The 19,604-nt window shown below is 67.8% G+C and carries 17 protein-coding genes and 2 tRNA genes; 3 read left to right on the top strand and 16 right to left on the bottom strand.

The window, feature by feature from the left end; genetic code table 11:
• Nucleotides 1-8: 8 nt before the first annotated feature.
• From QFZ53_RS02685 to ilvD, 3 genes are all read right to left on the bottom strand, one after another.
• A complete protein-coding gene (locus QFZ53_RS02685; protein WP_292910501.1) occupies nucleotides 9-287 on the bottom strand; it encodes a hypothetical protein in 279 nt (92 codons plus the stop codon).
• 43 nt (nucleotides 288-330) lie between these two features.
• Nucleotides 331-1,461: an aminotransferase class V-fold PLP-dependent enzyme gene (locus tag QFZ53_RS02680; RefSeq protein ID WP_307293224.1), complete on the bottom strand. Its 1,131-nt coding sequence runs from the start codon at nucleotides 1,459-1,461 to the stop codon at nucleotides 331-333.
• Nucleotides 1,462-1,641: 180 nt separating this feature from the next.
• Nucleotides 1,642-3,546, bottom strand: coding sequence for a dihydroxy-acid dehydratase (gene ilvD, locus QFZ53_RS02675; RefSeq protein ID WP_307293221.1), 1,905 nt, complete (start codon nucleotides 3,544-3,546; stop codon nucleotides 1,642-1,644).
• A gap of 94 nt (nucleotides 3,547-3,640) precedes the next feature.
• Between ilvD and QFZ53_RS02670 the strand changes: the two genes are divergently transcribed.
• Nucleotides 3,641-4,465 (top strand): helix-turn-helix transcriptional regulator, encoded by an 825-nt coding sequence (locus QFZ53_RS02670; RefSeq protein WP_307293218.1) that lies wholly within the window; start codon nucleotides 3,641-3,643, stop codon nucleotides 4,463-4,465.
• Between the two features lie 87 nt (nucleotides 4,466-4,552).
• Nucleotides 4,553-4,957 carry an Imm70 family immunity protein gene (locus QFZ53_RS02665; protein ID WP_307293215.1) on the top strand — a complete coding sequence of 135 codons (405 nt, stop codon included), beginning with the start codon at nucleotides 4,553-4,555 and terminating at the stop codon, nucleotides 4,955-4,957.
• 91 nt (nucleotides 4,958-5,048) lie between these two features.
• Here QFZ53_RS02665 and QFZ53_RS02660 read toward each other — a convergent pair whose 3' ends face one another.
• The 7 genes from QFZ53_RS02660 to QFZ53_RS02630 form a co-directional block, all read right to left on the bottom strand.
• Complete coding sequence (locus QFZ53_RS02660) at nucleotides 5,049-6,131, bottom strand: hypothetical protein (RefSeq protein ID WP_307293212.1); 1,083 nt, start codon at nucleotides 6,129-6,131, stop codon at nucleotides 5,049-5,051.
• A complete protein-coding gene (locus QFZ53_RS02655) occupies nucleotides 6,128-6,661 on the bottom strand; it encodes a putative immunity protein (protein ID WP_307293209.1) in 534 nt (177 codons plus the stop codon). The genes QFZ53_RS02660 and QFZ53_RS02655 overlap by 4 nt, the downstream gene beginning before the upstream one ends.
• Nucleotides 6,662-6,724: 63 nt before the next feature.
• Nucleotides 6,725-6,797: transfer RNA gene (locus QFZ53_RS02650), tRNA-Ala, on the bottom strand.
• Between the two features lie 23 nt (nucleotides 6,798-6,820).
• Nucleotides 6,821-6,897, bottom strand: a tRNA-Ile gene (locus QFZ53_RS02645).
• Nucleotides 6,898-6,993: 96 nt separating this feature from the next.
• A complete protein-coding gene (locus tag QFZ53_RS02640) occupies nucleotides 6,994-7,809 on the bottom strand; it encodes a DUF4097 family beta strand repeat-containing protein (RefSeq protein ID WP_307293206.1) in 816 nt (271 codons plus the stop codon).
• Nucleotides 7,806-8,495 carry a LuxR C-terminal-related transcriptional regulator gene (locus QFZ53_RS02635; RefSeq protein ID WP_307293204.1) on the bottom strand — a complete coding sequence of 230 codons (690 nt, stop codon included), beginning with the start codon at nucleotides 8,493-8,495 and terminating at the stop codon, nucleotides 7,806-7,808. Before QFZ53_RS02635 ends, QFZ53_RS02640 begins: the two co-directional genes overlap by 4 nt.
• Nucleotides 8,483-9,748 carry a sensor histidine kinase gene (locus tag QFZ53_RS02630; RefSeq protein ID WP_307293201.1) on the bottom strand — a complete coding sequence of 422 codons (1,266 nt, stop codon included), beginning with the start codon at nucleotides 9,746-9,748 and terminating at the stop codon, nucleotides 8,483-8,485. The genes QFZ53_RS02635 and QFZ53_RS02630 overlap by 13 nt, the downstream gene beginning before the upstream one ends.
• A gap of 116 nt (nucleotides 9,749-9,864) precedes the next feature.
• On the opposite strand from QFZ53_RS02630, the gene QFZ53_RS02625 reads away from it, so the two are divergent.
• Complete coding sequence (locus QFZ53_RS02625) at nucleotides 9,865-10,575, top strand: VIT1/CCC1 transporter family protein (protein ID WP_292910483.1); 711 nt, start codon at nucleotides 9,865-9,867, stop codon at nucleotides 10,573-10,575.
• A 50-nt stretch (nucleotides 10,576-10,625) separates the two neighbouring features.
• Here the strand turns inward: QFZ53_RS02625 and QFZ53_RS02620 are convergent, their stop codons facing one another.
• The 6 genes from QFZ53_RS02620 to QFZ53_RS02595 all read right to left on the bottom strand — a co-directional run bounded on the left by QFZ53_RS02620 (nucleotide 10,626) and on the right by QFZ53_RS02595 (nucleotide 19,585).
• Nucleotides 10,626-11,030 (bottom strand): DUF3566 domain-containing protein, encoded by a 405-nt coding sequence (locus QFZ53_RS02620; protein ID WP_130495163.1) that lies wholly within the window; start codon nucleotides 11,028-11,030, stop codon nucleotides 10,626-10,628.
• A complete protein-coding gene (gene gyrA / locus QFZ53_RS02615) occupies nucleotides 11,027-13,594 on the bottom strand; it encodes a DNA gyrase subunit A (RefSeq protein ID WP_307293198.1) in 2,568 nt (855 codons plus the stop codon). Before gyrA ends, QFZ53_RS02620 begins: the two co-directional genes overlap by 4 nt.
• 120 nt (nucleotides 13,595-13,714) lie before the next feature.
• On the bottom strand, nucleotides 13,715-15,670 hold the full coding sequence (gyrB, locus tag QFZ53_RS02610) for a DNA topoisomerase (ATP-hydrolyzing) subunit B (protein ID WP_307299340.1): 1,956 nt from the start codon (nucleotides 15,668-15,670) through the stop codon (nucleotides 13,715-13,717).
• A 234-nt stretch (nucleotides 15,671-15,904) separates the two neighbouring features.
• Complete coding sequence (locus QFZ53_RS02605; RefSeq protein WP_292910472.1) at nucleotides 15,905-16,417, bottom strand: DUF721 domain-containing protein; 513 nt, start codon at nucleotides 16,415-16,417, stop codon at nucleotides 15,905-15,907.
• Entirely contained in the window at nucleotides 16,414-17,613 is a 1,200-nt protein-coding gene (recF, locus tag QFZ53_RS02600) for a DNA replication/repair protein RecF (protein WP_307293195.1), read from the bottom strand. Before recF ends, QFZ53_RS02605 begins: the two co-directional genes overlap by 4 nt.
• 157 nt (nucleotides 17,614-17,770) lie before the next feature.
• Nucleotides 17,771-19,585 (bottom strand): amidase family protein, encoded by a 1,815-nt coding sequence (locus tag QFZ53_RS02595; protein WP_307293192.1) that lies wholly within the window; start codon nucleotides 19,583-19,585, stop codon nucleotides 17,771-17,773.
• Nucleotides 19,586-19,604 lie beyond the last annotated feature (19 nt).

The raw sequence follows: 19,604 nt of genomic DNA, 5'->3' as shown, positions 1-19,604 counted from the left end.
CGACGATGTCAGGAAGCGGTGCGGACGTTCAGCAGCTGCCAGCCCTCGGGCACCGTGGCGTGCAGAGCATCGAGGTCGTCAGCCTGGATCTCGGTCACCTGATCGCGGCGGGCATAGGTGCCGACGGCCTTCAGCACGGCCGCGCCCTTGATCATCTCGACCGGCGACGAGACCAGGTCGAAACCCGCCGGGCGGTGCGCCTCGAGCTGAGTCTGGATCTCTTCGAGACTCGCCCCTTCGACGGCGACGGAGGTCGTTTCGACGGGACGCATGAGACCGATGAGCACGTCTCCGATTCTAGGCCGACGGCGCTCGACGTTCGGGGACGACTCAGCGTCCGATCCGGTCGAGGGCGGCAGCCAAGCGCTCGACCGTGCCGTCGACGTCTGTCAGCTTGTCGAGTCCGAAGAGGCCGATGCGGAAGGTCGAGAACGACTCCGGCTCGTCGCAGTGCAGGGGCACGCCTGCGGCGATCTGCACCCCCTGCTCGCGGAACAGCGCCCCGCTGCAGAGACCCGGATCGTCGGTGTGCACCACCACGACGCTCGGCGCGGCGAAATCCTCCGCCGCGACAGACGGGAATCCCCGCTCGGCGAGCAGTGCGCGAACGCGCGTTCCGAGTTCGACCTGCGCGTTGCGGAGAGCGGTGAACCCGTGCCCGCGCGTCTCGATCATCTGGGCGAGGTTGCGAGCGATCGAGTCGGTCGGCATCGTCGCGTGATAGCCCGCGGTGCCGTCACGGTAGCCGTCGGCGATCGAGAGCCATCGGCCGAGATCGAGAGCGAAACTGGTCGACGAACCGGCGGCGACGGCATCCCTCCCTCGCTCGCCCAGCATGACGAAGCCGGTGCCGGGCGTTCCGCTCCACCCCTTCTGCGGGGCGCTGATGAGCACGTCGACGTCAAGATCCTGCATGTCGACCCACATCGCGCCGGACGCGATGCAGTCGAGGACCAGCACACCCCCGACTTCGTGAACCGCCTCGGCGAGGGCGCGCACGTAGTCGTCGGAGAGGATGATGCCCGCGGCCGTCTCGACGTGCGGCGCGAAGACGACCTCCGGTCGGGCGCTGCGGACGGCTGCGACCACCTCGTCGATGGGCGCCGGACTCCACTGCGCCTGCACGTCGTCGCTGTCGGGCCGAGCGGTGCAGACGATCACGGATGCCGCGATGCCGCCTGTGTCGAGGATCTGCGACCAGCGGTACGAGAACAGGCCGTTGCGGACGACGAGCGCCCGACGTCCGGTGGCGAGCTGCCGCGCCACCGACTCCATGGCGTAGCTGCCCCCGCCGTTGATGATGACGGCGTCCGTGGCGTTGTACGCCTCGCGCAGGATCTCGAGGCTCTGCTGCATCACGCCGATGAAGCGCGCCGACATGTGATTGAGGGACCGATCGGTGAAGACGACCGAGTACTCGAGCAGGCCATCCGGGTCGATGTCGTGGTGGGGAAGGCTCATGCTGCCCAGTCTGTCAGTCCGGCACGGCCAGCGGCAGACCCGCCGGGAATGGGGAACCGGCATCGAACCCTTCGACGAGTCCTGCGCGAAACGCCGGAGTTCCGGGTCGACACGTCGGCCCGCGGCATCCGCATCACGGCGTGTCGGCTCGAGAGTCCGACGTTTCACACACGACGTGCGTCAGACGAGCGCACCCGCCTGACGGATCTCCTGCTCCCGCAGCGCACGCTCCACGGCCTCGACGTCGCGCACGGCGCCGCGGTCGGCCGAGGTCGCCATCGCGGCGTAGGCGCGCAGCGCCAGGGAGACCGGGCGCTGCCGATCGACGGGACGGTAGCCGCCGTTATCGAGCAGGCGCGCACGGCGCTCTTCGAGCACGGAGTCGTCGACGCGCAGGCTCAGCCCGCGGGTCGGGATGTCGATGTCGATGATGTCGCCGTCTTCGACGAGCGCGATCACGCCGCCGCTCGCCGCTTCGGGCGAGACGTGGCCGATCGACAGGCCCGACGTGCCGCCCGAGAAGCGCCCGTCGGTGATGAGCGCGCAGACCTTGCCGAGTCCGCGTCCCTTGAGGAACGATGTCGGGTGCAGCATCTCCTGCATCCCCGGTCCGCCCTTGGGGCCCTCGTAGCGGATGACGACGACATCGCCGGGCTGCACCTTCTTGCCGAGGATCTTCGCGACGGCCTCGTCCTGCGACTCGCAGACCACGGCAGGTCCGGAGAACACGAGGATCGACGGGTCGACGCCCGCGGTCTTCACGACGGCGCCGTCGACCGCGATGTTGCCGCGCAGCACGGCGAGACCGCCGTCGACCGAGTAGGCGTGCGCGATATCGCGGATGCATCCGCTCTCGGCGTCTTCGTCGAGCGCAGCCCAGCGCTCGGACTGCGAGAAGGCGCTCGACGAGCGCACGCCGGCGGGTGCGGCGTACCAGAGGTCCTTGGCGGTGTCGGTGACCTTGCCGCCGCGGATGTCCCAGTCGTCCAGCCAGGCGGCGAACGACTCGGAGTGGATCGTGCTGACGTTCTCGTCGAGTAGGCCGCCACGGCGCAGTTCGCCGAGGACGGCGGGGATGCCGCCCGCCCGGTGCACGTCTTCCATGTAGTACATGCGGCCGTAGGCCGGGTTCGGCGCGATCTTTGCGAGGCACGGCACTCGCCGCGAGATCTCGTCGATCTCGTCGAGACCGAAGTCGATGCCTGCCTCGTGCGCGGCGGCGAGCAGATGCAGGATCGTGTTGGTCGAGCCGCCCATCGCGATGTCGAGGGCCATGGCGTTCGCGAAGGCCGCCGGGCTCGCGACCGCGCGAGGGAGCACCGAGGCGTCGTCCTCGTCGTAGAACGCCTTGGTGATCTGCACGGCGACCTCGCCGGCCTTCTCGTAGAGCGCGCGGCGCGCGGTGTGGGTCGCGAGCACCGAGCCGTTGCCGGGCAGGGCGAGGCCGAGCGCCTCGACCAGGCAGTTCATCGAGTTCGCGGTGAACATGCCCGAGCACGAGCCGCACGTCGGGCAGGCGTTCTCCTCGATGCGCTGGATGTCGGCGTCCGACACCGTGTCGTTGGCCGCCTCGGAGATCGCGTCGACGAGGTCGAGCGTGCGGACCGAGCCGTCGACGAGCGTGGCGCGGCCGGACTCCATCGGACCGCCCGAGACGAAGACCGTGGGGATGTTCAGTCGAAGAGCGGCCATGAGCATGCCCGGGGTGATCTTGTCGCAGTTCGAGATGCACACGAGCGCATCGGCCTGGTGCGCATTGACCATGTACTCGACCGAGTCGGCGATCAGGTCGCGCGAGGGGAGGGAGTAGAGCATCCCCCCGTGTCCCATCGCGATGCCATCGTCGACCGCGATCGTGTTGAACTCGCGCGGGATGCCGCCTGCGGCCGAGATCGCGTCGGAGACGATGCGCCCGACGGGCTGCAAGTGCGTGTGGCCGGGCACGAACTCGGTGAAGCTGTTCGCGACGGCGATCATGGGCTTGCCGAAGTCGGCGGCGTTCACACCGGCGGCGCGGAACAGGGCGCGGGCGCCGGCGGCGTTGCGGCCGTGCGTGACGGTGCGGGAGCGAAGAGGGGTGGGCATTCTTCCACCCTGGTCGCTCAGGTGCGTCGCCGGAAGACGGCGCTGATACTAGTAGTGAGAGCACTAGGTTTGTTGATGATGAAGGGTGTGTGATGTGACGACGGACGAGCAGCAGCGCAAGGAGCTCGGCGCGTTCCTGCGCGCCCGGCGGTCGACCCTGGATCGCGCGTCGTTCGGGCTGCCGCCCGCCGGTCGGGGTCGTGCTGCGGGCCTCCGCCGCGAGGAGATCTCGTATCTCTCGGGGGTCAGCGTCACTTGGTACACCTGGCTGGAGCAGGGGCGCGACATCAACCCGTCGAGACAGGTGCTGGATGCCGTCGCCACCGCGCTGCGGTTGACGGTCGCCGAGCACGACTACGCGCTGACGCTCGCGGGCTTCGCGCCGTCCCGGCCCGGCACGCATTCCGCCGTCGCCACGGCACCGGCGCACGTGCAGCGCTTCCTCGACGCGCTCGACGAGCATCCGGCCTACGCCCTGGCGCCGGACTGGGGGATCGCCGGGTGGAACGCGGCGTACGAGGCGCTGTACCCGAACGTCGCCACCGTCGACCCCGAGGATCGCAATCTGCTGTGGCTGATCTTCACCGATCCCGCGGTGCGGTCGCTGCTCGACGACTGGGATGACACGAGCCGTCGTTTCCTGGCCGAGTTCCGGGCCGAGGTCGGGCCCCGGCTGGGCGACACCCGCTACCGCGACCTGGTCGGGCGGCTGATGGACGCGAGCGGCGAGTTCCGGGAGCGCTGGGAGAGTCACGGCGTCGGCGGTTTCGAGTCGCGCGAGCGGGTGTTCCAGCATCCGACCCTGGGCAGGCTCGTGTTCGAGCACCATCAGATGCGGCCCTCAGACCAGACCGACGTGCAGCTCGTGGTGTACACCGCGGATGCCGAGACGCGGAAGAGGTTCGCGAAGCGGGGCTGATCCCGCGGGCTTGCGCACTGGTCGGCGCGCTTGCCCCCGCGCTCGTAGAGTGGTCTTCGATCGTGGCGGAGGGAGTAGCGAATGGGCGTGAGCCTTCGAGTCGGTCCGATCGCGTATCCGATCGGAACGGGCGCTTTCCTCGGCGCGTTCTTCGACACCGTCACCGGTCGGCTGGAAGACGGCGCGCGCGGACGCCGTTTCCCGCGCCTCGGCGATCTGTATCAGCACGGCGAACTCGACGTCAGTCATCTGGATGCGGCCAGGGGTGAGCTCTCTGACATTCGCCGGCAGCTGACTCTGCTTCCGCCATCCGCCCTCATCTGGGACCTCGACGACCCGGCCGCCGCGCCACCGTGGGGCGACGACATCGCAGCGAGCATCACGGACCTCTCGGACTACTTCGTCACGTCCGACGGACGACAGTTGCTCGACGTGATCCAGACGGCTCTCGACACCGGCATCCGGCTGGGCCGAGCAGTGTCGATCGGCTGACGCGTTCCGAAGGAGAACACACGATCGGGAGGAGAGTTCGGCGAGATTCCTCCTTCAGAACGAGAGAACTCCTTCGAATCATGCGCGCAGATCACGGACGGATGCCGTCGGCGCCCGGTTCCTGTCGGATCCACTCGCTCCGTCCATCGGGGCGGGCCCAGTGCTGCCGGGGCGCCGACTCCCGAGCGGAGTCGGTGAGCCACACCGTCGAATCAGGCGCCCAGCCTCCGATGACCGATGCGTATTCGTCATCGACCGGTATCAGCCTGGTCGCGGCGCTGAGGTAACCGAGCACGGTGAGGTGCACGGCATCCCAGTCGGCCGCGACCCGCGTCCAATCGGGGATGATCCAGCGTCCGTCGCGACCGGTGACGCGATACCAATCGTGGCGACGGGATGCCGTGACCTCGACCGGGTAGCGCAGGCACAGTCGCGCCCAGTCTTCCGCGGAACGGATCTCGCAGATTCGACCGGTGCCGCGCACGGGGATCACCGTCGCCGCTTCCGGGCCGAAGGAATCCTCGTACAGCTCGAGCGCGGCGCGCACGCTCCCGCGCGTCTGCAGAAGGCTCATCGGCAGCGACCACCACGTGCCCGTGAAGATCGTCTGCACGTCTCGTGGGCTCTCCCGAGGTGCGCGCTTCTCGTCCTCACGCCGGTCACGGTCCCAGTCGGTCAACAGCCTCGCGGCGTTCGTCGGCAAAGGACCGGCGTCTGCGGCCGCGCGCCAGTCCACGGCCCACTGCTGCGGGTCGGACGGAGAGTCCCACGACGCCGCGACAGGCGACGCGACGATGGCACGTGCGATGCCCGCGAGCGACGCGAGGACTGCGGGGTGAGTCGCGACCACGTCGGCGCCGTCGGGCTCCTGCCAATAGCGCGCTGCGTCCACGGAGTCACGGAGCGCAGCGTGCAGGGTCTCGCCGCTGGGAGGCGGCACAGCGATCGACGTGATCAGCTCGGCCAGGTGCTCGAGGGTGTAGTCGGGCTCCTCGGCCGGCTCCCCGTCACCGATGATCAGCAGCGCGGAGGATTGCGGAGCAGCCCGATGCGAGAGCTGGAAGAGGGGCGTACCGATCGAAGGCGACACATTAAGGGCGTACTGCAGGCACAGCCGACGGCCTCGCGGACCGGCCAGCAGACACGAGACGGCATCCTCCGACGAGTTCGTCAACTCCGCAGCTCCGCCTGGATCTCCCGGATGGTCGCCCCGAGCGCTCCGGATGCCAGCAGGCCCGCGCCCAGGGGGCCAGCCGAGTCCGTTCCCAGCAGCGGAAGGCGCGCAAACGCGGCACGGACCTCGTCGCTCATGTGACCCAGCTGCCAGCCGACCTCGTCGCGGTGGGCAGCGTCGTGATCGACCGCCGCGAGGGAGGCGGCCTTGGCCGCGTAGGCGGCGGCGCCCAGAGCATGCGCCCCCATGTGCGCCACACCTGATGCCTGCCCGGCCGAACGCGCGGCGGCGACTGCCGCGGGTGACGTCGCCGAATGAGCCGCGCGGCCGGCGACGAATCGCCTGCGGATCTCCTCGGCCGTATCGAGCTCGCCCCGCCCGAACGCTCGGGCGCGAGCGATGCCGTCTCGCGCCCTGTCGTCATCCGGCGCCTCGGCGTCGAACAGAGGCAGCACCCGCTCTGCGCAGTCAGCCGCCCACAGAGCGACGAGCCGTCGATCCGGCTCGCTGAGCGCCTGCGGAGATGCCATGCCTCCACTCTCGCATACGCGAAGAGGGCCCGCGCATACGCTCGGGCCCTCTTCGGATCTCTGTGGAGCCTAGGAGATTCGAACTCCTGACATCCTGCTTGCAAAGCAGGCGCTCTACCAACTGAGCTAAGGCCCCGTAACGGGATTTCTTGAGTTTGATGGTGGGGCTACCAGGACTTGAACCTGGGACCTCTTCATTATCAGTGAAGCGCTCTAACCGCCTGAGCTATAGCCCCGCAACCTCAAAGACTTTACCCGAAGATCAGCCAGAATCCCAATCGGGGCAAGGAACAGCGGATGCCGGGCACTGCCGCCCGGCATCCGCTTCTCGATCAACTGCCCGGACGCAGTGTGACCGTCCCCGCGGAGAGGGTCACCTCGATCGAGTTCCGCGAGTCCGACGACTGCTCGAGCCTGTTGTCGAGCTCGCCGGCGCTCACGCTCTGGGTGACGTGATACCCGGTGTCGGGCAGGGTGAGATCGGCCGAACCGGCGTTCGCGGTGATCGTCACACGACTCGGCGCCGAACCGGTCAGCTCGACGGAGAGGTCTCCGGCCGCCACCGAGAGGTCGGCTTCGTCCACACCGTCGAGGAGCAGATCGGCGCCCCCCGCGCTGACGTCGGCCTCGAGTGACCGCGCGGATCCGTCGACGTTCAGATCGCCGGCGGCGAGTTCGAGGTCGAGCTCGCCGTACGAACCGGTGATGTCGAGCCCGCCCGCGTTGAGCCTGAAGCTCGCGTCGAGTCCTTCGAGCTCGGTCGGCAGCGTCAGCACGGCCGTGCGGTCGTCGTCGAACCAACGCCCGAACCACCAGCCGAACCCCGAATCAGGGCTGCGGACGAGAAGCTCGTCGCCATCTCTCTCGATGGTCCACGCGCCGCCTCGACCACCCTTGACCGACAGCTCCGCCTCGTCGACGTCGCCGAACTCGACCCGCACGTCGCTCGCGCTGGCGTCGAGATCGAGGCTCTCGACGCCGTCGACGTCGATCCGCTGCACCACGTCGGTGCGATCGAGGTCCGCCGACGCCGCGACCGCGGCCGTCGCGCCGGCTCCCGCCAGCGCGAGGCCGCCGAAGACGGCGAGGGTGATGGTGATCCACGGCTGCCCGGCGGTGCGGGCGGGCGGGGGAGTACTGATGCTCATCGTGCGGCTCCTGTCTGACCGGCCGGCGGCGTCGCGCCGCCGAGATTCTCGATGTGAGCGAGAGCGGCGAGCACGCGGCGGTTTCCCGATTCGTCCTGCTCGAGGCCCAGCTTCTGGAAGATGGATGTGATGTGCTTCTCGATGCTCGCCTCGGAGAGGAAGAGCAGCGCGGCGATCGCCTGATTCGACTTGCCCTCGGCGATCAGTGCGAGCACGGTGCGCTCGCGCTCGGTGAGGCGCAGCATCCGATCGTCGCGATGGCGCCGCATGAGCAGCTGCGCCACGACCTCGGGATCGAGCACGGTCGCCCCTTCAGAGATGCGGTTCACCGATTCGAGGAACTCGGTGACATCGGCGACCCGGTCTTTGAGCAGGTACCCGAGCGGCCCGCCCTGGGCGGCGATGAGATCGGATGCGTAGCGCTCCTCGACGTACTGCGACAGCACGAGCAGCGGCAGCTGAGGGTTCGTCTGGCGCAGTCCGAGGGCGGCGCGGATCCCCTCGTCGGTGAACGTGGGCGGAAGTCTGACATCGAGGATGCAGAGCTCGGGCGCTGCATCCGCCACCGCCTCCGTCAGTCCCTCGGTGTCGGAGAGGGCGGCGACCACCTGATGGCCGGCGTCTTCGAGAAGACGCACGAGCCCTTCGCGCAGAAGGACCGAGTCCTCGCAGATCAGGATGCGCATGGCACGTTCACCTCGAGACTGGTCGGGCCACCGAAGGGGCTGTCGAGGCGGAACGTTCCGCCGGCCGCGAGGATGCGGTTCGAGATGCCGTCGAGACCTCCGCCCGGCTGCACCTGCGCGCCGCCCATGCCGTTGTCTTCGACGCGTGCCCAGAGGACGTTGCCCTCGCGGAGTCGCACGATGACCCTGGCCTCGCTGGCTCGCGAGTGCTTGGCCGCGTTGGTGAGCGACTCGGCGATCGCGAAGTACACGGCCGCCTCGGCCTCGCGGCTGCAGCGTCCTTCCATCCGGACGTCGAGGCTCACCGGTATGTGCGATCGGCTGGCCAGCGCCGAGAGTGCGGCGTCGAGACCACGGTCGTCGAGAACGGAGGCGTGGATGCCGCGGGCGAGCTGCCTGAGCTCGGTGATCGCCGCCTTGGTCGACGTGTGCGCCTCGGAGATCAGCTCCTTGGCCGCCGCCGGGTCGTCGTCGATCTTCTGATGCGCGAGCCCGAGCGTCATGCCGACCGATACCAGCCGAGGCTGCACGCCGTCATGCAGGTCGCGCTCGATGCGGGTGCGCTCGACATCGGCCGCCCGTACCGCGCCTTCGCGCTGGGCGGTGGTGGTGCGCACGCGCTCGGTGAGCTCGGCTTCGCGGCTCTGGGCGACGATCGCGAGCGACAGCACCCGATGCAACAGGGCCAGCCCGACGATGCCCGCGGCGGACGCGAGAACACCGAGGATGCCGACCAGAGGCGCCCACGACGCCTCGATCACGTTGCCGAAGGGCCCTGCCACCACGCCGTCGCCGGTGAGGGGTGCGAACGAGATCATCGCCGACCACACCACTCCCCAGACGAGGCGCAGCACGAGTCCACCGGCGATGCACGCGAGCGCGAAGTTCGCCAGCGCCCGCCACATGCGTCCGTCGATCACCTGCCGCCCGATCGAGCGGATCCACCCGGCGAAGCCGGTGTGGACGCTGCGGCGTCGCCGGAGCGGCGCGATCGGCACTTTGTAGAGAGCTGCGATCCTCTCGACCTCGAACCAGCCGAGGCCGAACAGCGCGTACACGAACCCGATGAGCAGGAAGATGCCGACGCCGAAGACGAAGAGGAGTCCGAGGCCGGCGCCGAACAGGCCCGAGAGGGTTCCGAGGATCGCGGCGCCCAGGACACCGAGTGCGCCGAGATGAAGGATCGTCAGGACGATCCGCAGCGGCGGTCTCGCCGTGCCCGTGTCCCGTGGGGTCGCAGTCTGTGTGGTCATAGTCCCAAGGTACGGCGGTGCGGAAGCGCGCGACACGGAGGCACCCGGACAGTGCGCTTCGGGTTTTCCCTACCGCCGACGGCCCCGGCCCCGCAGGCTTCTGGTTCACTGTCACCATGACCACTCATGAGGGCGAGGCGCACGAAGGCGGACTCGGCCAGCGCCTGAACTGGCTGCGGGCCGGCGTGCTCGGCGCGAACGACGGGATCGTCTCGGTGGCGTCTCTCGTGGTCGGCGTCGCCGGCGCGACGACCGACAACGCGGCGTTGCTGACGGCCGGCCTCGCCGGGCTCGTCGGCGGAGCGATCTCGATGGCACTCGGCGAGTACGTCTCGGTGAGCAGCCAACGCGACAGCGAAAGGGCACTGATCGCGAAAGAGCGCGAGGAGCTGCGGACGATGCCCGATGCCGAGCTCGCCGAGCTCACAGGTCTGTATCGAGACCGCGGTCTCAGTGAGGACACCGCACGCAGGGTCGCCGAAGAGCTCACCGCGCACGACGCGCTCGCGGCCCATCTCGAGGTCGAGCTCGGCATCGACCAGGACGACCTGGTCAATCCCTGGCATGCGGCGATGTCATCCGCGATCGCCTTCACGCTCGGGGCGCTGCTCCCCCTGCTCGCGATCCTGCTGCCCCCGGCGTCCGTCCGTGTGCCGATCACCTTCGCCGCCGTGCTGATCGCTCTGGCCGTCACGGGGGCGGTGAGCGCCCGGATCGGCGGATCGCGACCGGCGCGCGCCGCGATCAGACTCGTCATCGGCGGCGGGCTCGCCCTCGCCGCGACGTGGCTGATCGGCACGCTGCTCGGCACCACCGGCATCGTGTGAGAACGAGAAAGGCGGATGCCGGAGCATCCGCCTTTCTCGTGAGCTGAAGGTCAGTTCGACATGAAGCCGACGAGCAGGCCGCCTGTGACCTTGACCGCCAGGTTGTAGATGCCCGCGACCACGGCGCCGAGCACCGTGAAGACGATCAGGTTGAGGATCGACACCACGGCGGCGAACGCCATGACCTGCGGAAGACCCGCAACCTCGGTGAGGCGGATGCTGTTGTCTGTGAACTGCGCGACGAAGTCGTCGGCCTGGGCGATGATGCCCGTGGCCTGCAGAACCATGTAGATCAGGAAGAACGACACCATCGTGACGATCGCGAGTGCGACGGCACCCAGGAAGGAGAGCTTCACGGCCGACCAGAAGTCGACGTAGACCAGGCGCAGGCGAACCTGCTTGCCGCTGGTCTTGCGCGTGGACTTCTTCGCCAGCTTGTCGGCTACTGTGCTCATGCGTCTTGGCCCTCTCCAGGGTTGGATGATTCATCCGAATCTTCCGTGTTTGTGGCTGCGGATTCTTCGTCCGCCTCCGCCTCGTCTTCGCCGAGTCCCCGCTCGCCGTTGCGGGCGATGGCGAGGATGCGGTCTGCTTCTGTGGTCCGAGCGAACACGACACCCATGGTGTCGCGGCCCTTGGCGGGCACCTCGGCCACGGCAGAGCGTACCACCTTGCCGCTGGACAGAACCACAAGGACCTCGTCGTCTTCGGCGACCATCAGACCGCCCGCGAGAGTGCCTCGATCGTCGTTCAGTTTGGCCACCTTGATGCCGAATCCGCCGCGTCCCTGGACGCGGTATTCGTCGATGGCGGTGCGCTTCGCGTAGCCGCCATCGGTCACGACGAACACGTACTGGCCGGGTGCGGCGACGGATGCCGAGAGCAGGCTGTCGCCGTCGCGGAACTTCATGCCCTTGACGCCGGCGGTCGCCCGGCCCATCGGGCGCAGCGCCCCGTCGGTCGCACTGAAGCGCACCGACATGCCTCGGCGGCTGATCAGGAGGATGTCGTCTTCGGCGTTCACCATGAGCGCCGAGACGAGCTCGTCCTCGTCGTTCAGGCGGATCGCGATCACACCGCCCTGACGGTTCGTGTCATAGCTCGACAGGCTCGTCTTCTTCACGAGTCCGTCGCGCGTCGCGAGCACGAGGTAGTCGGCGACCTCGTAGTCGCGGATGTCGAGGATCTGCGCGATCTTCTCACCCGGCTGCAGCGCGAGGAGGTTCGCGACGTGCGTGCCCTTCGCGTCGCGACCGGACTCGGGGACCTCGTAGGTCTTCGACCGGTAGACGCGGCCCTTGTCGGTGAAGAACAGCAGCCAGTGGTGCGTCGTCGTCACGAAGAAGTGCTCGACGATGTCATCCGCGCGCAGCTGCGCGCCCTTGACACCCTTGCCGCCGCGGTGCTGCGACCGGTAGTTGTCGCTGCGCGTGCGCTTGATGTAGCCGTCACGCGTGACGGTGACGACCATCTCCTCCTCGGCGATGAGGTCTTCCATCGAGACGTCGCCGTCGAAGCCGTGCAGGATGTGCGTGCGGCGCTCGTCGCCGAAGCGGTCGACGATTCCGGTGAGCTCCTCGCGGATGATGTCGCGCTGGAGCGCCTCGTCGGCGAGGATCGCGTTGTACTGGGCGATGAGGGTTTCGAGCTCCTCGGCCTCGTCGAGGATCTTCTGACGCTCCAGTGCCGCGAGGCGGCGCAGCTGCATCGAGAGGATCGCGTCGGCCTGGTCGTCGTCGATGTCGAGCAGGGCCTTCAATCCGCTGCGCGCCTCGTCGACCGTGGGCGAGCGGCGGATGAGGGCGATGACCTCGTCGAGCGCGTCGAGCGCCTTCAGATACGCACGCAGGATGTGCATGCGCGCCTCGGCCTTCGCAAGGCGGAAACGAGTACGACGGACGATGACCTCGAGCTGGTGGGTGATCCAGTGCGTGATGAATCCATCGATCGCGAGCGTGCGCGGCACGCCGTCGACGATCGCGAGCATGTTCGCGCCGAAGTTCTCCTGCAGCTGGGTGTGCTTGTAGAGATTGTTCAGCACGACCTTGGCGACGGCATCCCGCTTGAGGACGACGACGAGGCGCTGACCGGTGCGGTCGGAGGACTCGTCGCGGATGTCGGCGATGCCGGTGATCTTGCCGTCACGGGCGAGGTCGCCGATCTTCACCGCCACGTTGTCGGGGTTCACCTGGTACGGCAGCTCGGTGATGACGAGGCAGGTGCGACCCTGGATCTCCTCGACGTTGACGACAGCACGCATCGTGATCGAGCCGCGACCCGTGCGGTACGCCTCGTGGATGCCCTTGGTGCCGAGGATCTGCGCGCCGGTCGGGAAGTCGGGACCGGGAACGCGCTGGATCAGTCCGTCGAGAAGCTCTTCGCGGGAGAGGCCGGGGTTGTCCAGCGCCCAGAGAGCGGCGGCCGAGACCTCGCGCAGGTTGTGCGGGGGGATGTTGGTCGCCATGCCGACCGCGATGCCGACGGATCCGTTGACGAGCAGGTTCGGGAAGCGGGCGGGGAGGACCGTCGGCTCCTGGGTCTGACCGTCGTAGTTGTCGGTGAAGTCGACCGTGTCCTCTTCGATGTCGCGCACCATCTCGAGCGCGAGCGGGGCCATCTTGGTCTCGGTGTATCGGGGGGCTGCGGCGCCCATGTTGCCGGGAGAGCCGAAGTTGCCCTGCCCGAGCGCCAGCGGATACCTCAGCGACCACGGCTGCACCAGCCGGACGAGGGCGTCATAGATCGCCGAGTCGCCGTGCGGGTGATACTGACCCATGACCTCACCGACGACGCGAGCGCACTTCGAGAACGACTTGTCGGGGCGGAATCCGCCGTCGTACATGCCGTAGATCACTCGGCGGTGCACCGGCTTGAGCCCGTCGCGCACGTCAGGGAGCGCGCGGCCCACGATCACGGCCATCGCGTAGTCGAGATAGCTGCGCTGCATCTCCGACTGCAGGTCGACCTGGTCGATCTTGCCGTGGTCGTGTTCCGGCTCGGGGCGGATGTCGTCAGTCATGTGTTCATCTCTCGTCTGGAAGAGTCATCGTGAGGCGTTTCGTCTCGTCGCTGCGCTCCTCGCTCGACGACCGGGGAAGAGCACGGGTCGTTGAGCGAGCGGAGCGAGACGAAATGCATGTCAGATGTCGAGGAAGCGGACGTCCTTGGCGTTGCGCTGGATGAAGCTGCGCCGCGACTCGACGTCCTCACCCATCAGCACGCTGAAGATCTCGTCGGCGGCCGCGGCATCCTCGATGGTGATCTGCTGAAGGGTACGAGTGGAGTGATCCATCGTGGTCTCCCACAGCTCCTTCGGGTTCATCTCGCCGAGACCCTTGTAGCGCTGGATGCCGGCATCCTTCGGGATGCGCTTGCCGTTGTCGAGACCGTGCTTCAGCAGCGCGTCGCGCTCGGCGTCGCTGAAGACGTACTCGTGAGCGGAGTTCGACCACTTCAGGCGATACAGCGGAGGCATCGCGAGGTAGACGAAGCCCGCCTCGATGAGTCCTCGCATGTAGCGGAACAGCAACGTGAGCAGGAGGGTCGTGATGTGCTGACCGTCGACGTCGGCATCCGCCATCAGCACGATCTTGTGATAGCGGGCCTTCTCGATGTCGAAGTCCTCGCCGATGCCCGTGCCGAAGGCCTGGATCATCGCCTGGACCTCTTTGTTGCCCAGTGCCTTGTCGAGACGCGCACGCTCGACGTTGAGGATCTTGCCGCGCAGCGCCAGGATCGCCTGCGTGTGCGGGTCGCGACCCTGCACGGCCGAACCGCCTGCCGAGTCTCCCTCGACGAGGAAGATCTCGCTGATCGAGGGGTCCTTGCTCGTGCAGTCCTTGAGCTTGTCGGGCATGGCCGCCGACTCGAACACGCTCTTGCGACGCGCGGTCTCGCGCGCCTTGCGGGCGGCGAGGCGTGCGGTCGCGGCGTCGATCGCCTTGCGGATGACGTTCTTGGCCTGCGAGGGGTTGCGCTCGAACCAGTCGCCCAGCTGGTCGCCGACCACCTTCTGCACGAAGGCCTTCGCCTCGGTGTTGCCGAGCTTCGTCTTGGTCTGGCCCTCGAACTGCGGCTCTCCGAGCTTGATGGAGATGACCGCCGTCAGTCCTTCGCGCACGTCGTCGCCGGAGAGGTTGTCGTCCTTCTCCTTGATGATGTTGTTCGCCCTGGCGTACTTGTTCACGAGGGTGGTCAGCGCCGCACGGAAGCCTTCTTCGTGCGTACCGCCCTCGTGCGTGTTGATCGTGTTGGCATAGGTGAACACGTTCTCGGTGTACGAGGTGGTCCACTGCATCGCGACCTCGAGCGAGATCTTGCGCTCGGTGTCCTCGGATTCGAAGGCGATGATCTCCTCGTTGACGACCTCTGCGTGACGCACCTTGTTCAGGTACTCGACGTAGTCGACCAGGCCGCGCTCGTAGAAGAACACGTCGTTCGGCTGCTTGGCGACGGTCTGACCGTCGACCTCGACCTCGTAGGCGGATGCTTCGCGCTCATCGGTCAGCTCGATGCGCAGACCCTTGTTGAGGAAGGCCATCTGCTGGAAACGGGTGCGGAGCGTGTCGTAGTCGAACTCGACCGTCTCCTGGAAGATCTCGGGGTCCGGCCAGAACGTGATGGTCGTTCCGGTCGCGTCGGTCGGCTCTCCCTTTTCGAGCTGCTGCTGCGGGACTCCGCCGTTCGCGAAGCTGTGCCGCCACACGAAGCCCTTCTGCTTGACCTCGACGTCGAAGCGCGTCGAGAGCGCGTTCACGACCGAGGAGCCGACGCCGTGCAGACCGCCGGAGACGGCGTACGCGCCGCCGCCGAACTTTCCGCCGGCGTGCAGGATCGTCAGCACGACCTCGACCGTGGACTTGGTCGGGTCTGAGGAGTGCGGATCGACGGGGATGCCTCGACCGTTGTCGATGACCCGGACACCGCCGTCGGCGAGCATGGTCACGAAGATCGTGTCGGCGTAGCCGGCGAGAGCCTCGTCGACCGAGTTGTCGACGATCTCGTACACGAGGTGATGGAGACCCCGGGGGCCGGTGGAGCCGATGTACATACCCGGGCGCTTGCGGACCGCTTCGAGACCCTCGAGGATCTGGATGGAGTCGGCGCCGTATTCACCCGGCTGCTGGAACCCGGGGTGCGGGGGTGTTCGATGGTGTCGGGGTCCCTGAGCCGGTCGAAGGCTCCGTCTCTTCAGGGGATTCAGGCGTCATCAGAGGGCAGTCTCCACATCGATATCACGAACTCCCATTCTAGCGGGCTTTCATGATCAAATGTCGGCTAGAACGCCGTGTGTGGCCTTCTGAGCGATTCAGACCCCATAACTGGTCTCCTACCCGTAGGTATCGCGCGGACCCCGCCCTGGAACGACTCTGGGGCCCCATTTCCACGAGGGGACGTCCGGTCCGATGAAGCGGAGGTTCTCCACACCGGCATCCGGATAGCGTCGGCCGATCTCGGTGAGGATCGTCGCGCGCATGTACTGCAGGTTCTTCGCCCACGCCGTCGAATCGCACTTCACCGTGAGCAGACCGCGCTCGAGCGACACCGGTTCGGAGTGCTTCGCGGTGTCGGCGCCGGCGAGCTCGTCCCACTGCAGCACCACGTTCTCACGGGCCAGGGCCGCCTGCCAGCCCGAGTCCCTCGTGAGCTTGTCGAGAACGGCGCCGAGCGAGCCGGGATCGCGCCCCGGGGTGAAGGGAGCGTTGTCGTCGTCGGTCGAGATGCGGCGCTTGCGCTTCCAGTTCTTCGAACTGGGCTGCAGACCGCGTAGACGCAGATAGGTCGCGACGGTCTCGGGGGTGTCGGATGCCGCGGCCGCGACGCCGCCTGCGATGTCGCTCATCCTTCGTCCTCTCGGTCATCCGCCTGAGTCCCTGAGCTCGTCGAAGGGCCTCTCTCGTCGCTGATGGTTCCCGCGCTGATCCGCACCACGTGACGATGCAGGATCTCGGGGATATCCTCCTCCACCGCGGCGGTCACCACCACCTGCTCGTAATCGGCCGTGAGCGCGGCGAGTCGCTGCCGGCGGTCGGCGTCGAGCTCGGCGAAGACGTCGTCGAGGATGAGCACCGGATCGCCGGCCGGCGACTCGTTGCGGAGCAGCTCGGCCGATGCCAGACGCAGAGCGAGCGCGATGGACCAGGATTCTCCGTGCGAGGCGTAGCCCTTCACCGGAAGTCCGCGTACCCGCATGATCAGGTCGTCGCGGTGGGGTCCGGTGAGGGTGAGCCCGCGCTCGAGCTCCTGTGTGCGCTTCGCCGCGAGGGAGGCGCGGAACATGTCGGAGATGTCGCCCGTGGATTCGGTGGCAGCGGCATCCGTCCCCTCCTCCGGGTCGCCGCCGCGCACCGAGAGAGCCCATTCGAGCTGCGGTCGATGGTCTTCGCCGGCGATGGCGGCGTAGGCCGCCTCGACCGGCTGCTGCAGATCGGCCGCGAGCTTCAGCCGTGCGGCGATGATCTCGGAACCCAGCGCGACGAGCTTGTCGTCCCATACGTCGAGCGTGCTCAGGCCCTCGCCGCGCACGCCGCGGGCGCGCGCCGACTTCAGAAGAGCGGTGCGCTGCTTGAGGACGCGGTCGTAGTCGCCGAGCACGGCTGACATCCGAGGCGTCCGCTGCACGAGCAGCTGGTCGGAGAATCGCCGTCGGGAGGAGGGATCGCCGCGCACGATCTGCAGGTCTTCCGGAGCGAACAGGACGACGTGCGCGTACCGGGGGAGTTCGTTCGTCTTCGAGGGGGATCCGTTGATGCGCGCCTTGTTGGATCCCTGGCGGTTCAGCTGCACCTCGGCGAGGACCTTGCGCTCGCCGTGCGACAGGCGAGCGCGGATGATCGCGAACTCCTGGCCGTCGCGCACCATCGGGGCGTCGGACGAGACCCGGTGCGACCCGAGAGTCGCGAGGAAGACGACCGCTTCGGCGAGATTGGTCTTGCCCTGACCGTTGCGGCCGACGAGCACGTTGGGGCCCTTGTGCAGAGCGAGTTCAGCGGTCGCGTAATTGCGGAAATCGACCAGACTCAGGTGCTCCACAATCACGGGAGTCAGCCTACCTTTCGGGTCTGACAACGGGTCGCCGCTGAATCGGCCGACGAGCTCGTGGTTCCCGCTGTTCTCGCGCGCGAATCACGGCGACGGCCTCCCGTGCCGATCGGCGGTCGCCCGAGAGATCTCGAACGACCGCCGTCGGCGACGATCAGGGCAGCGGACCGTACAACCCCGGAGTCGTGCGCGCGTTCGTCGCCTGCTCGAACGCGTAGGCGAGACCGAGCAGAGGACCCTCAGCGAAGTCCCGTCCGAGGAACTCCAGGTTCACTCCGCTACCCGGAGCCGTCTCGCCGGCCGCGGTCTGCCCCATCGGGACGGTGACAGCCGGCATCCCCGTGTTCGGGCTGAGGCGCATGTTCGTCCCCTGCGTGCCGTACGCGTTGGTGCTCGGATAGATCAACGCGTCGAGATCGAGGTCGTCCATCATCTGCGTCACCAGGTCCTTGCCCGCGGCCAGCTGCAGCGTGTGACTCCCGCTCTCTCCCGCCCAGGCCTCGTACGTCACGTCGGTGACGGCGTTGCGCGCCTCGTACACGGACTGTCGAGAGGTCACGTAGTTGCCCGTGGCCAGGATGTCGGTGAGCGTCCGCGCCTGCACGTCGGGGCCCAGGTGCGTCTCGATGTATCCGTTGAGATCGTGCAGGAACTCGTTCGTCGAACCCGAGCCCTCGCCGAGAACGGCCGCGAACTCGGTCGGCGGGGTGACCGGCACGACCGTCGCACCCTGAGCGGTCAGGGCAGCGACCGACTGGTCGAAGAGACGGACGGTGCCCGCGTTCGAGCCGATCATCGACGGGACGTATCCGATGCGCGCGCCGGCCAGTGCCGACGGGTCGAGGTACGCGGTGTACGACGCAGGCACCTTTCCGTCCTGTCGAGACGTCACCGGATCGGCCCCGTCGATGCCCACGACGGCATCCAGCGCCACGGCGGCATCGAGCACCGATCGGGCCATCGGGCCACCGGTGTCCTGCGACAGCGCGAGCGGGATGATCCCGTCGCGACTGGCGAGTCCGACGGTCGGGCGCACGCCGACGAGCTGGTTGTACGACGAGGGGACGCGGATGGACCCACCGGTGTCGGTGCCGAAGCCGATACCGGCGAGGTTCGCCGAGATCGCCGCGCCGGTTCCACCGCTCGACCCGCCTGCGGTGCGCGTGGTGTCGTAGGGGCTGGCGACCAGCAGCGAGGAACCGGGCGCCTGGAACGACGAGAACTCCGAGACGAACCCGTATGCGAACTCGTCGAGGCTCGTCTTGGCGAGGATCACCGCTCCGTCGGCACGGAGGCCGGTGACCATCGACGCGTCCGTCGCGGTCTGGTTCTCGTTCCAGCATCCGCAGCCGCCCGTGGTGACCATGTCCGCGGTGTCGTAGTTGTCCTTCAGCGCTATGGGCACTCCCAGCAGCATGCTCGTCATGCCGTCGCGGGCGCGGATCGCATCGGCCTCGGCCGCCGCATCGAGCGCGTGCTCGTTCACGGTGATCACCGAGTTCAACGGTCTGCTCCCGCCGCCCATGACTGTGCGGTCATAGGCGGCGATGCGGTCGAGGTACTCCTGCGTGATGCTCGCCGACGTCGTCACGCCGGCGTTCATAGCGGCCTGCATGTCGACGACCGTGGCTTCGACCAGCTCGAACGGTCCGTCGTCGTAGATGATCCGATGCGACAGGTCCGTGAGGTCGACAACCGTGAGCACACCGTCAGCATCGGTGTCGAGCGCCGAGAGCGCACTCCACTGGGGCGAGGTCTCGGTGATTCCGAGTGCGGCTGCCGCGATCGACAGATCATCGACGGTCACCTGCTGGTCGCCGGTGACGTCGAGCTGCGTGTAATAGGGGGCCAGTATCGGACCCGCATCGCTGGTCGCCGCGCTCGCGGCCCCTGCGAAGGAGGACGTCAGGGCTGCGACGCCCGCGACGACCGTCGTCATGGCGCCGATGCGGATGAAAGTGCTCTTCACGTTCTTGTCTCCGGTCCTG

It is taken from the genome of Microbacterium natoriense (assembly GCF_030816295.1).
GTDB lineage: Bacteria > Actinomycetota > Actinomycetes > Actinomycetales > Microbacteriaceae > Microbacterium > Microbacterium natoriense_A.
The sequence above is the reverse complement of the archived record's forward strand: the minus strand, read 5'-3'. Positions and strand labels throughout refer to the sequence as shown.